Source organism: Halorubrum sp. CBA1125 (assembly GCF_009742825.1).
In the GTDB taxonomy this organism is placed as follows: Archaea; Halobacteriota; Halobacteria; order Halobacteriales; family Haloferacaceae; genus Halorubrum.
The window spans coordinates 1-12967 of the sequence record NZ_WPCE01000074.1 but is presented as its reverse complement, the minus strand read 5'-3'; the positions used below and the strand labels follow the sequence as shown (position 1 = coordinate 12967).

Annotated in this window: 9 protein-coding genes, 1 tRNA gene and 5 pseudogenes; 8 read left to right on the top strand and 7 right to left on the bottom strand. The window is 72.9% G+C overall.

What is annotated here, in order from left to right; genetic code table 11:
• The 5 genes and pseudogenes from GJ633_RS08465 to GJ633_RS08445 form a co-directional block, all read left to right on the top strand.
• Positions 1-121: pseudogene (locus tag GJ633_RS08465) on the top strand (MBL fold metallo-hydrolase); the annotation flags it as partial.
• Between the two features lie 80 nt (positions 122-201).
• The gene (gene kdgK1 / locus GJ633_RS08460) at positions 202-1167 is read left to right on the top strand and encodes a bifunctional 2-dehydro-3-deoxygluconokinase/2-dehydro-3-deoxygalactonokinase (RefSeq protein WP_321168982.1); all 966 of its coding nucleotides are present in this window, start codon (positions 202-204) and stop codon (positions 1165-1167) included.
• 113 nt (positions 1168-1280) lie between these two features.
• Positions 1281-3572 (top strand): DNA mismatch repair endonuclease MutL, encoded by a 2292-nt coding sequence (gene mutL, locus GJ633_RS08455; protein WP_156588461.1) that lies wholly within the window; start codon positions 1281-1283, stop codon positions 3570-3572.
• Positions 3573-3630: 58 nt separating this feature from the next.
• Complete coding sequence (locus tag GJ633_RS08450) at positions 3631-4791, top strand: thiolase family protein (protein WP_156588460.1); 1161 nt, start codon at positions 3631-3633, stop codon at positions 4789-4791.
• Positions 4788-5303: a Zn-ribbon domain-containing OB-fold protein gene (locus GJ633_RS08445; protein WP_156588459.1), complete on the top strand. Its 516-nt coding sequence runs from the start codon at positions 4788-4790 to the stop codon at positions 5301-5303. The genes GJ633_RS08450 and GJ633_RS08445 overlap by 4 nt, the downstream gene beginning before the upstream one ends.
• Before the next feature lie 19 nt (positions 5304-5322).
• Here the strand turns inward: GJ633_RS08445 and GJ633_RS08440 are convergent, their stop codons facing one another.
• From GJ633_RS08440 to GJ633_RS08415, 6 genes and pseudogenes are all read right to left on the bottom strand, one after another.
• On the bottom strand, positions 5323-6144 hold the full coding sequence (locus GJ633_RS08440; RefSeq protein ID WP_156588458.1) for a metallophosphoesterase: 822 nt from the start codon (positions 6142-6144) through the stop codon (positions 5323-5325).
• Complete coding sequence (locus GJ633_RS08435; RefSeq protein WP_156588457.1) at positions 6144-7790, bottom strand: hypothetical protein; 1647 nt, start codon at positions 7788-7790, stop codon at positions 6144-6146. The genes GJ633_RS08440 and GJ633_RS08435 overlap by 1 nt, the downstream gene beginning before the upstream one ends.
• The gene (locus tag GJ633_RS08430; protein ID WP_156588456.1) at positions 7787-9058 is read right to left on the bottom strand and encodes a Single-stranded DNA binding protein; all 1272 of its coding nucleotides are present in this window, start codon (positions 9056-9058) and stop codon (positions 7787-7789) included. The genes GJ633_RS08435 and GJ633_RS08430 overlap by 4 nt, the downstream gene beginning before the upstream one ends.
• Before the next feature lie 66 nt (positions 9059-9124).
• Positions 9125-9834, bottom strand: a pseudogene (locus GJ633_RS08425) (energy-coupling factor transporter transmembrane component T family protein).
• Positions 9831-10617, bottom strand: a pseudogene (locus GJ633_RS08420) (energy-coupling factor ABC transporter ATP-binding protein). Before GJ633_RS08420 ends, GJ633_RS08425 begins: the two co-directional pseudogenes overlap by 4 nt.
• A 55-nt stretch (positions 10618-10672) precedes the next feature.
• Positions 10673-11252 (bottom strand): annotated as a pseudogene (locus tag GJ633_RS08415) (biotin transporter BioY).
• 182 nt (positions 11253-11434) lie between these two features.
• Here GJ633_RS08415 and GJ633_RS08410 point away from each other — a divergent pair.
• Complete coding sequence (locus GJ633_RS08410) at positions 11435-12052, top strand: hypothetical protein (RefSeq protein ID WP_156588455.1); 618 nt, start codon at positions 11435-11437, stop codon at positions 12050-12052.
• 59 nt (positions 12053-12111) lie between these two features.
• Here GJ633_RS08410 and GJ633_RS18245 read toward each other — a convergent pair whose 3' ends face one another.
• The gene (locus tag GJ633_RS18245; protein ID WP_321168983.1) at positions 12112-12249 is read right to left on the bottom strand and encodes a hypothetical protein; all 138 of its coding nucleotides are present in this window, start codon (positions 12247-12249) and stop codon (positions 12112-12114) included.
• Between GJ633_RS18245 and pyrE the strand changes: the two are divergent.
• Positions 12190-12731, top strand: a pseudogene (gene pyrE / locus GJ633_RS08405) (orotate phosphoribosyltransferase). The gene GJ633_RS18245 and the pseudogene pyrE sit on opposite strands and share 60 nt — an antisense overlap.
• 91 nt (positions 12732-12822) lie before the next feature.
• A tRNA-Ser gene (locus GJ633_RS08400) sits at positions 12823-12907 on the top strand.
• Positions 12908-12967 lie beyond the last annotated feature (60 nt).

Here is a 12967-nt window from a genome sequence, read left to right as displayed (position 1 = left end):
CGCCGACGCGGGGGTCGCCGAGCGCGACGGGACCGCCTACCGGCTCGTCGACCTCGACCCCGACGTCGACGCGCTGTTCCCGACGACGCGGGTCGACGACGCGGTCGACGCCTCGGCGTGATCGGACGCGTCGATCGCGGAGCCTTTTGTACTCCCCTGCCGAGAGGCGGGTATGCACACCGCAGCGACCGCGTCGGAAGGGTGGTCGGCGTGACCGACCTCGTGACGTTCGGCGAGACGATGCTCCGGCTCTCGCCGCCCCGCGGCGACCGGCTGGAGACGGCCCAAGAGTTCGACGTCCAGGCGGGCGGCGCCGAGAGCAACGTCGCGATCGGCGCGGCCCGACTCGGCGCGGACACCGTCTGGCTCTCGAAGCTCCCGGACTCGCCGCTCGGTCGGCGGGTCGTCGGCGAGCTGCGGAGCCACGGCGTCCGCACCGGCGTCGCGTGGGCCGACCCCGAGACGAGCCGCCTCGGCACGTACTACCTCGAACACGGCGGGGAGCCCCGCGGGACCGGCGTGACCTACGACCGGGCCGACTCCGCGATCACGACCGTCTCGCCCGACGAGCTTCCCACCGACGTGCTGGAGTCGGCGGACCGGTTCCACACGACCGGGATCACCCCGGCGCTCTCCGATCGGACCGCGGCGACGACGACGGCGCTGCTTCGCGCGGCCGGCGAGGCCGGCGCGACGCGGTCGTTCGACCTGAACTACCGCGCGAAGCTCTGGGATCCCGAGACGGCGCGATCGGCCTACGAGGAGCTGTTCGCCCACGTCGACACCCTGTTCGTGCCGCGGCGGAACGCGCGCGAGGTGCTGGACCGCGACGGCGACGCCGTCGAGATCGCCCACGGGCTCGCCGCCGAGTTCGACTTCGGGACGGTGATCGTCACGCGCGGGACGGAGGGCGCGGTCGCGCTGCGCGACGGCCGGGTGACCGAGCAGGGCGTCTTCGCGGCCGACACCCTCGACGCGATCGGCACCGGCGACGCGTTCGTCGCCGGGTACCTCGCGAAGCGGATCGACGGCGGCGACGTCGGCGACGCGCTGGAGTGGGCCGCCGCGACCGCCGCGCTGAAACGTACCATCACCGGCGACATCGCGGTCGTCACGCCCGCGGACGTCGCCGAGGTGGTCGAGGGCGCGGGCGGGATCGACCGGTAGATCGCCGACGGTATCGAGCGATAGCGCCGCCGACCCGCCGACCCGCGGGCCCGGCGTCTCCCGATCGCCGGAGCGACGAGGGGTTCAAGTGCTCGTCCGACCGTGAGGAGAGCATGGAGCCGCCGAACATCGAGCGGTTGGACGAGCGGACCATCCAGCGCATCGCGGCCGGCGAGGTCGTCGAGCGGCCGGCGAGCGTGGTGAAGGAGCTGGTCGAGAACAGCCTCGACGCCGGCGCGACCCGCGTCGCCGTCGCGGTCGAGGCCGGCGGCACCGAGGGGGTCCGCGTGCACGACGACGGGGTCGGCATCCCGGCCGACCAGCTGGAGGCGGCGGTCGCGGAGCACGCCACCTCGAAGATCGACGACATCGACGACCTCGACCGCGGCGTCGGGACGCTCGGCTTCCGCGGCGAGGCGCTGTACACCGTCGGCGCGGTCTCGCGGCTCACCGTTCGCTCCCGCCCGCCGGGCGCCGACGCGGGCGCCGAGATCACCGTCGAGGGCGGCGACGTCGGCGACGTCCGTCCCGCGGGCTGCCCCGAGGGAACGACCGTCGAGGTCACGGACCTCTTTTATAACACCCCCGCCCGCGAGAAGTTCCTCAAGCGGACGGCTACCGAGTTCGACCACGTGAACACGGTCGTGACGAGCTACGCGCTCGCGAACCCCGACGTCGCGGTCTCGCTCGAACACGACGGCCGCGAGACGTTCGCGACCGAGGGGAACGGCGACCTCCGCTCGGCGGTGCTCGCCGTCTACGGCCGCGAGGTCGCGGAGTCGATGGTCGACGTCGAGTGGACCCCCGACGAGGCGGACGTGCGTCCCGAGTCCCCCGACGAGACGGCCCTCGGCGGCGCCGGCGACCGTCCGGTCTCCCGGGTCTCCGGGCTCGTCTCCCACCCGGAGACGACCCGGTCGACGCGCGAGTACCTCTCGACGTACGTCAACGACCGGTACGTCACCGCGAGCGTCCTCCGCGAGGCGACCCTCGACGCGTACGGCGGACAGCTCGCGTCCGACCGGTACCCCTTCGCGGTGCTGTTCGTCGAGGTTCCCCCGGAGGACGTCGACGTGAACGTCCATCCGCGGAAGCTGGAGGTCCGCTTCGAAGAGGAGGCCGCCGTGCGGGCGGCCGTCGAGGAGGCGGTCGAGTCCGCCCTCCTCGACCACGGGCTGATACGATCGACTGCACCGCGCGGCCGGTCCGCCCCGGACGAGGCCGACGTGCGTCCGGAGTCCCCAGACGAGACGGCCCTCGGCGGCGCCGGAAGCGCCCACGAGACCGCGGCGCGCGAGAGACGTGAGGCCCGCGCGCAGGCGGACGAGCAGATACCGCCGGAAGAACCGACACTGCCGGAGGACGAGCCCGCCGAATCGGACGACTCCGAGGTGCCGGCGTCGCCCGGAGCCGGGCCCGCTGAGTCGTCCGGATCCGCCGCCGAACTCGATCCGACCGACGCGGACGCCTGGACGGTCGAGGACCTCGGCGGCGACGGTGTCGACGGGGGGTCGACGGACGACCTCGACCGCGATCGGTCCGCGTCGACTCGGCCGTCAGACTCGACCGATTCCGGGCGAAGCGCCCCGGGACCGGCCGACCTCCAGGAGGGTTCCGCGGAATCGGCCGACACCGAGGACGGCGCCGCGGGCACCACCGCCGACCGCCCGTCACCTCGGACCTGGCAGTCGACCTCAACCGACGAGCCGCCGGAACCGACCGAAACGGGAGCTCCGACCGACCAGTTCACGCTGGGCGGCGAGACGACGGCCGAGGAGCGCACGTACGACTCGCTGCCGCCGTTGCGTGTGCTCGGCCAGCTCCACGAGACGTACGTCGTCGCGGAGGCGCCCGACGGGCTCGTGCTGATCGACCAGCACGCCGCCGACGAGCGGGTGAACTACGAGCGGCTGCAGGCCGAGTTCGCCGACGGCGCGGACGCCCAGGCACTCGCCGAGCCGGTGTCCGTCGATCTGACCGCTCGCGAGGCGGCGCTGTTCGCGGAGTTCGTCGACGATCTCGCCGGGATCGGCTTCCGCGCCGAGCGCGCGGGCGACCGCGAGGTCGTCGTCGAGGCGGTCCCCGCGGTGTTCGACGCGGCGCTCGACCCGGACCTCCTGCGGGACGTCCTCTCGGCGCTCGTCGGCGACGCCACCGAGGGCGACGAGCCCGTCACCGACGTCGTCGACGAGTTGCTCGCGGACCTGGCGTGTTACCCCTCGGTGACCGGCAACACCTCGCTGACCGAGGGTCGGGTCGTCGACCTGCTCGGCCGGCTCGACGACTGCGAGAACCCGTACGCCTGCCCGCACGGACGGCCGGTCGTGATTCGGTTCGACCGCGCGGACCTGGAGGCCCGGTTCGAGCGCGACTACCCGGGACACGGCGGGCGGCGCGCGGAGTGAAGACGGCTCGTCGGCCGCGGAAGGGTACGTTTTAGGCGCGGCACGGCGACCCAGGGGTATGGAACGCGTAGCGATCATCGGCGCCTCGATGACCCGATTCGGGCAGCGCGACGCCTGGCTGTGCGAGCTGCTCGCGGAGGCGGGTGCGGCCGCGCTCGACGACGCCGGCGTGGACGGCGACGACCTCGACCACCTGTACGTCTCGAACATGGCCAGCGGCGAGTTCGAGGGACAGACCGGCGTCCCGAACGCGCTCGCCCACGACCTCGCGGCCACGCCCGCCTACACCGCCCGGATCGACCAGACCTCCTCGTCCGGGGGGGCGGGCGTCTACGCCGCGTGGCAGTCGGTCGCGTCGGGCGCGTCGGACCTCACGATGCTCGTCGGCGGCGAGAAGATGACCCACCGAAGCACCGCGGAGGCGACCGACGTGATCGCGTCGCTCACCCACCCGGTCGAGTACAAACACGGCGTCACGCTCCCCTCCTTCGCCGGACTCACCGCGCGGCTCTACCTCGAGACGTACGACGCGCCGCGCGAGAGCCTCGGCAAGGTGGCGGTGAAGAACCACAAGAACGGCGTCGACAACCCTCACGCGCAGTTCCGAAAGGAAGTGGACCTGGACACCGTCCTGGAGTCGCCGATCGTCGCGGACCCACTGCGGCTGTACGACTTCTGTCCGATCACCGACGGCTCCGCTGCGCTCGTCTTCTGCCCGGCGTCGGTGGCGGCGGAGTACGTCCCCGAAGACGAGTACGCCGTCATTTCGGGGATCGGGGGCGCGACCGACACCCACGTCGTCCACGAGCGCGCCGATCCGACGACGATGGGCGGCGTCGTCGACTCCTCGGAGATCGCCTACGAGATGGCCGGGATCGGGCCGGACGACGTCGACGTCGCGGAGTTACACGACATGTTCACCATCCTCGAGTTCCTCCAGAGCGAGGACCTCGGCTTCTTCGAGAAGGGCGAGGGGTGGAAGGCGGTCGAGGAGGGCGTCACCAACCGCGACGGCGACCTGCCGATCAACACCTCCGGCGGGCTCAAATCGAAGGGGCACCCGCTCGGGGCCAGCGGCGTGGCGCAGGTGTACGAGATAGTCGAACAGGTCACCGGCGACGCCGGGCCGCGGCAGGTCGATGCCGACACGGGCCTCGCCTGCAACGTCGGCGGGTTCGGCAACTGCGTGACCACCGCGATCCTAGAGGGCGCACAATGAGCGACCACAACGATCGACAGACCGACGACCGACGGACCGACAACGACACCGACCGACGGACCGACAGCAACACCGACCGACGGACCGACGGCGGCGAGACGACGAGCGGGGAACCGACCTTCGAGGCCGCCGAGTACGCGGACGGGACCGTCTCGTACCCGCCCCATCCGGTCGGCCCGAACGGCGCCGAGCGGACCGGAACGGTCGACCTCCGCGAGTACGAGGCGCGGGTGGTCACGTGGACGACGTCGACGGCGACCCCGCCGGGCGTCCGCGAGCCGAACACCCTCGCGATCGTCGAGTTCGAGATGGGCGACGACTACGACGGGCCGCCGGTCCGCGCGCTCGGACAGGTCGCGGAGCCCGACGGCGGCGGAGATCTGTTCGACGTCACCATCGGCGACCGCGTCGAGCCGGTGTACGCCGACGAACTCCGGGAGCCCGGCGCGGGGATCCGCGAGCCGGACAGCCAGGCGTGGGACGGGTTCCGGTTCCGCCCGGTCGAGGAGTAACGCCGGTTGCTCTCGAGACTCACACCCGCCGGAACGCTCCGAGCCGCGTCCCGTCGAGCAGGTACGCGTCCCCCGAGGGGAGCGCGTCGGGGAGGAACGGCGCGAGGAACGACTGGCCGTCGACGTTGACCCACGTACCCCCGGACCGCTCGTTGAACGCCGGGAAGACGACGAGTTCGGGCGAGTCGACGGCGTCGATGGAATCGACTCTCCCATCGCGGTCGTCGCCGGCGCCCGCCACGAACGCGTCGGGGGCGAGCGCGCCGCGGAGCCACGCGCGCTCGACGCGCGAGCCGCCGACCGCGTCCTCCAGCCGCACCTGTGGATGCTCGTGTCCCATACACACCACGTCGGCGTCGAGGAGCTCCGGGTCCGGCCACGTGTGGCCGTGGAGGACGCCGACGCGGCCGCCGCCGGATCGGCCGTCAACGCCGTCGCGACCCGCGTCCCCGATCACGCCGCCGCCGGCTCCGATCACGTCGACGTCGGCGGCGAACGCCTCTGCGACCCCCGCGTCGTGGTTCCCCTCGACGAGCGTCGTCGGAACCCGGTCGGTGACGGCGGCGATCAGCGTTTCGAGTTCCGCGCGCTCCTCGCCTTCCGGCGCGGCGATCCGGTGAGCGAGGTCGCCGAGGACGACGAGGCGGTCGGCGTCGGTCTCCGCGATGAGGTCACAGAGCCGCTCGCGCCGGTCGTCCGCACGGCTGTCGAGTTCGACCCCGCGCTCGTAGCGGAGGCCGACCTCGATGCCGGCGTGGACGTCGGCCACGAGCAGCGCGCGCTGGCGTCCGAGGTCGGCGACGGCAGCCGGTTCTCCGACGACCGGCTCGACCGCCGCCATCAGATGGGTTTGAGCACGCCGTCGCCGGGCTCGTAACACTTCCCGCTCATCAGCGCGTCCTGGATCGCGTCCTCGACGGCGTCGGCGTCCGCGCCGTACTCGTCGACGACCGCCTCGACCACGGCCTCGCGGTCGGCCCCCTCGCCGTCGTCGAGCGCGGTCATCGCGTCGACGACGGCGGCTTCGAGGTCGACGTCGGCGGCCGCTTCTCCGTCGCCGCCCGCTTCCCCCTCGTCCGCGTCGTCGGCCTCGGCTCCCGTCTCGTCGCCCTCGGACGCGACCGCGTCGTCCGTCGTCGCCTCGGGGTCGGCGGCCGACTCCTCTGTGAGATCGTCGGCGTCGGGCACGTCGATGTCGGCCTCGCCGGGCTCGTCGACCTCCGTGCCGGTCGAGAAGTCCGTGCCGTACTCGGCTTCGATCTCCTCGCGCTCCGCGTCGTCGAGCTGGTACATGTCGTCGGTCTCGGCGTCGGTCGCCTCGGCGTCGAGATCGACAGCAGTCTCGTCGCCGGTGCCGTCTGCGTCGTCGATATCCGCATCTCCAGCGTCCGCGGCCGACTCGGCGGCCGCCCCCGTCTCGCCCGATCCGGCGTCGAAGTCGCCGAGTCCGCCGCTGTCTGCGGAGCCCGCGGTTTCGGCGGCGGCCCCGGTCTCGGGCTCGGCTTCGGTCTCCGGTGCGGCTCCCGCGTCGGCCCGGTCGGCGCTCGCGTCGGCCTCGGCCGGCCCTGCGGCGGTGTCGTCCCCCGGCTCGGCGGTGGTGGCTTCCGGCTCGCTCGCCGTTTCCGTCTCGGCGGTCGCTTCCGGCTCGCTCGCCGCCGTCGACTCGGCCGGCGTCTCGTCCCCTTCATGACGCACGTCGCGTTCGGCACTCTCGGCACCCTCGGCGTCTTCGACGGCCGACTCCGGCGGTGACGCTATCGTCACGTCGGTCTCGGGAAGCGGACCGATCGCGGCGTCGCCGCCGCCGTCGGGCGCGAACTCGGGCGCGCGAACCTCGTCGCGGTCGCCGGCGACGAGTTCGAGGGCGTCGACGGCGAGTCGGCGGACCGCCTCGACGTACGCGGTCGAGGTGTCGTAGTGCTCGATCGCCGTCGGGATCCCGGCCGCCAGCGAGGCGGGCGCGCCGCCGACTTCGAGCGCCGCGCGGAGCTCCTCGCCGCGACGGTCGGACGCGAGCGCGAGCGCGAAGACGGCCAGCCGGTCGAGCGTCGCCTCCGCGGCGGCCACGACCCAGCGGTCGCGGGTGTCGGCGTCGACGTCGTTGAGGCTCTCGGGTCGGACGGAGGTGAACACGCGATCGGAGTCCTCGGGCTCGAACGTTCGCGCCTTCCCCGTCAGCGCGACGAACGCCGGCGGCTCGGCGCGTTCGAGGAACGTCTGTGCGTCCGGCTGGTACTGCCCCGCGTAGGTGACGAACGCGCCCGACGGGTCGACGACGCGTCCCCGACGTGTCTCCTCGTTCACGCGCTCGATCTCCGTGAGCACGCCCGCGACGAACAGCCGGTTGACGCGCGCGCCCGTCGGCGTCACCACGTAGTTCGGCGCGCGCTCCTCGTCGCTCTCGGAGTACGACAGCGAGGCGTCGTCGAACTCGGCGGCGAACACGCGGTGGGCAACCTCGCGCGTTCCCGGCCCGTCGTCGCTCATTCGCCCACCTCCGCGAGCGCGGCGCGAGCCGCGTCGGCCGGGTCGTCGGCCGCGGGCACGAACTCGGTCGCGTCGAGGGTCGCCCCGTAGTCGTCGACCGAGAGGTTCCCGCGGACGCGGTAGGCGCGCCCGACCAGCGAGTCGGCGATGGCGTCGGCGACGACCGACTTGTCCATCGCGTCTTTCGCGGCCGCGAGCGCGTCCTCCAGGCCGCCGCCGTACACCTCGGCCGTCAGCTCGTCGTCGAGGACGACCGTGACGGTGTCGGTGCCGTCGTCGACGATCGCCTTCACGCGGAGGTCGTCCTCGGCGTCGACGTCGCCGTGGCTCCGGCACTGGCCGTTCTGGACGACGCGACCGCACTCCGGACACCGCTCGATGAGTCCGGAGCCGTCCCGGATCTCGAGGACGTTGCCGACGACCTCGACGTCGAACATCCCGCCGGATGCGACCGCCTCGGCGACCGAGAGCCGGGGGGCGTCCTCCGCGACCTCGACCCGGTCGGGGAGCGGCGTCACCGTCGAGAACTCGGTGAGGTTGATCGAGGGGACGCCGCGGAACTCGCGGACGTACACGTCCTCGATCCGGAGGTCGGCGCCGGCCGCGATCTCCGAACGCGGCTGCCAGTCGGTGAACGGGAGCTTCGCCGTCTCGTCGCCGACGACTCCCTCCAGAATCTCCGTCTCGCCGTCGCGGCCGGAGATGGTCTTCTCGTCGACCTCCAGCACGCGGACCTCGACGTTGCGTCCGCGGTCGCCCGCCTCGATGTCGACGAGGTTCCGGTCGCCGCCCACCTCGTGGTCGACCTCGACGGGCTCGTCGGCGATCGCGACGGTCGTCGACTCGTTGAGATTGAGCTCCGGCTCGCCCTCCCACTCGCGGACGCCGGCGTTGCCGATCGTCAGCGAGTCGCCCGCCTCGAAGCCGAAGTCCTGCCACGCGGTGTAGGCGATCGTCCCGGTCTCGTCGGCGAGCTCGCCCTCACGGATCGTGAGGTCGTCGCCCTGGTACCGGATCGTGCGCGTCCCCTGTGTGAGCACCCTGACGGTGACCGTCACGCCGTCGTGGTCGGTGGTGATCTCGGCGACGTCGACCGCGTCCGGGGTCGGCGTCGACCCGCCGCCGTCGCCGTGCTTCCGACGGACGCTCTGTTTGGCCTCGTCGATCGGGACGCTGTACTCCAGTAAGTTCTGTAGGTCGGCTTTGACCTCCTCTTTGTCGACGCCGAGGTCGGAGGCGAGTTCCTCGGCATGGCTGTTGACGTCCATCGGGTCGGCGTTCGACGCGACCGCACAAAAGGATTCACCACCGCGGGACGGCCGTTCGGGTGGATATCACAGCGTCACCAGGGCGGCCGCCAACAGCCCGCCGCCGAACAGCGCGGCCGGGTAGTCGGCCGGACCGAACGCGAGCCGGGGGAGGGTCGGGTTCCACGCGAGACACCGGGCGTTCAGCGCGGTTCCCAGCCGGTCGGCTCGTTCGAACGCCCGGTTCAGTCCGCCGACGGCGACGAGCCGCATCCGCGCGCGGACCGGCAGGGCGTCGCCGCCGCGCGCGCGGACCGCCTCCCGGGTCGCCAGCAGGTCGCGTTTCAGCAGGGGGAGAAAGCGGAACACGAGCGCGACGCCCGTCCCGAGGAACTGTCCCGCCCTGCCGGGGACCGCGCGCTGGAGCGCCGCCCGCGACTCGCGGACCGGCGTCGACCGGACGTACGCGGCCGCGACGACGAGGATCAACAGGACGCGGTAGCTCGCGAGGCCGGTGTCGACCGCCCGGGCGGGTCGGAACCACGGCGCGCCGAGCGTCGCGCCCGCGACGAGGGGGCGACGAGAAGCACCGGGAACGCGACCCGGTAGGCCCACACGTCGCGGGGCCCGCCGCCCGCGAGCCGCAGGCAGCCGCCCGCGACGAGGGTGAGCGCGGCGAGCCCCCGGGGCGTCGTGTGGGCGTACGCGGCGGCCGCGAAGCCGCCCTGCACGAGGAGCTTCGACCGCGGGTCGAGCCGGTGGGCGGGCGAGTCGTCGGGGACGTACGCGAGGGTCACGGGTCCGCGTCCTCGCCGCTCCGCTCGTCGCGGTCGGTCACGAACGCGTCGGGGACCCGCACGCCGAGCGTCGACAGCTCCGGGACCGCACGCTCCGGCGGCGCGTCGACCGCGACGCGTCCGTCCGCGAGGCCGACGACCCGATCCGCGAGCCCGAGCACGTCACGGAGGTCGTGGGTCACGACGATCACGCTCGTCCCCCCCGCGGTGGAGCGCTCGGAGCCGGTCCAGCACCGAGCGCCGCGCCGGCTCGTCGAGTCCGGTGAACGGCTCGTCCAGGACGAGGTGGTCCGGCTCCATCGCCAGCGCGCCGGCGATCGCGACGCGCTCGCGCTCCCCGCCGGAGAGCGCGTCGATCCGGGCGTCCTCGCGGCCGGTCATCTTCACGGCCGCGAGCGCGTCGGCGACGCGGCGATCGATCTCGGCGTGCGTCAGGCCGAGGTTCTCCGGCCCGAAGGCGACGTCGGCGCCGACGGTGGCCGCGACGAGCTGGTCGCGGGGGTCCTGGAACACCATCCCGACCGCGGTCCGGGCCGCGACGGGGTCAGTCTCGACGGGCGTCCCGTTGACCGACACCGTTCCCGCGTCCGGGGTCGTGAGGCCGTCGAACGTCCGGACGAGCGTCGTCTTCCCGGAGCCGTTCGCGCCCGCGACGACGAGGAACTCGCCGTCCGGGACCGCGAGGGAGACGTCGTCGACGGCGGTGACGGCGTCACCGTCGTCTCCCGACCCGTCTCCGCGGGGCGTCCCGTACCGGCACGTGACGCCGTCGACCTCGATCACGCGGCCACCTCGCGGTCGGTCACGCGGCCACCTCGCGGTCGGTCACGCGGCCACCTCACGCAGCGGCGACCGCGTCGGACCTGACGATCCCGATCGCGGCCGCGATCTTCAGCGCCTCCGCGGGGAGGAACGCCGCGGCGCCGACGGTCACCGCCTCCACGGGGCCGAGCGACAACACGATCGCGAGCCCGGCGACGCCGAACCCGTAGATGACGACCGTGCCGAGGACCATCGCGCCGACGAGCCGCGCCGGACCGACCGCGTCGAGGTCCCGGAGCGTCCCGCCGCCGTGGACGGTGCGCCGACGACGGCCGCCGCGATCGGGTACGACCAGAGGTAGCCCGCCGACTGACGACGAGGTGTCCGACGCCCGCGGAGCCGCCCTGGAACACCGGCACGCCGAGCGCGCCGGCCGCGAGGTAGCACACGAGCGACGCGGCTCCCCAGAACGGCCCGAGGTAGATCCCGGCGAGGAACACGCCGAGCACCTGGAGCGTCACCGAGACCGGCGAGACCGGGTTCGGGAACGTGACGTACGCGAACGCGCCGACGAGCGCGGCGAAGAGCGCCGCGCGCGCGAGGTTGGTCGCCGCCTCCTCACCGACGAGGTCGACCGACTGCGTGCTGGTTGCCATGTCTCCGACACGCTCGTAAACTAACTTGAGAGTGTTGGTTTACGACGTCGCTCAAGGTCGGTTCGGACGGTCGGTACCCGACGGAGCGAAGGGGGACGGGTGAAGTGACGGACCGCGCCTCGGCCCTTTCTCCCGGCACCGGACGCGGGAGTTTTGTACGGCGGGCGCGTACGGTGTCCCCCATGGACGAGAAGACCTCGGCGCTCCGCGACATCTTCCTCGACGCCACCGGCTCGGAGACCGTAACCGAGCGGCAGGCGGACGCCCGCGGCTCGCTGGCCGACCGCGACGAGGCGGCGGTCGACGAGCGGCTGCGCGAGCTCGTCGCCGCGATGCGCGAGCGATACGGCTTCTCGACCGACCTCGACGACGCCGCCTACGCCCGGGTCGCTCGCGGCCGGTTCGACGACGAGGACGACGCCGCGATCGCGGCCGCGATCGCCGACTCGGTCGACGCCGAGACCGTCCGCGACGCCCGGCTCGACCTCCACCTCGTCCGCGAGTCCGACCGGGTCGTCGACGACGCGCCCTTCGCGTACGACGACCTGAAGCGGCTGACCGCCGCGGGACGGTCGATCGTCGAGTGCGCCGAGGAGCTCGACGCCGACGTCGACGCGGTCGCGAGACACGCGTCGGTCGCCCGCGCCGACCTGACGTCCACGCGGACGAACGACCGGTTCCGCGACGAGTTCCGCGCGCTCCTCACCGACGCGGAGATCGAGGAGTCACACGCCGCTAGCGCCCGCGAGGACGGCCTCCGCGAGGCGACCGAGGATATCGAGACCGACGTCTCGCTCTGAGCCCGGTCCGACCGCCGCGCCGAGTCGGGCGCGTTCCGAGCCAGACGCATTCCGACCCGTTACCGGACGCGTTTCGACCCGTTTATGGTCGCCCGCGCGCCCCGTTCGGTATGACCGACGACGACCGACGCGGCGAGCTGATCGCCGCGCTGCGGGCGGCCGACGCCGTCCGATTCGGCGAGTTCGAGCTCTCTCACGGCGGGACGAGCGACTACTACGTCGACAAGTACCTCTTCGAGACCGACCCGGACGCGCTCGCGCTCGTCGCCGAGGCGTTCGCCGACCGGCTCGCGGGGACGGACGCGAAGCTCGCGGGGGGTCGCGCTGGGGCGCCGTCCCGCTCGTGGCCGTCACCGCGACGGAGCTGGGGCGGCCGTACGTCATCGCGCGCAAACAGGCGAAGGAGTACGGCACCGGCAACCGCATCGAGGGACGGCTCGACGCCGGCGAGGAGGTCGTCGTGCTGGAGGACATCGCCACCACCGGACAATCCGCCGTCGACGCGGTCGAGGCGCTTCGGGAGGCCGGCGCGACGGTGGACCGCGTGCTCGTCGTCGTCGACCGCGAGGAGGGCGCCGCGGAGCTGCTCGCCGAGCACGACGTCGAGCTCGAGGCGCTGCTCACGGCGACGGAGCTGCTCGCGGAGCGCGACGCGGAGGAGGAAACCGCCGAGTCGTGACCCCCGCGTGAGATCCCCGGACGAGGGCGGTCCGTCCACCGACGGCGACGATCGAAACGCATAACAGCGGCACCGCTCAACGGTGAGACGAGCCGAGGTAGCCTAGCCTGGCCAAGGCGGTAGATTCGAAATCTACTGTCCATTCGGACACCGGAGTTCAAATCTCCGCCTCGGCGCTTCTCTGTGGTTCCGTCCACCGAGCCGCGCACGTCTTTCTCGCTGTTCGTTCCGAGTCG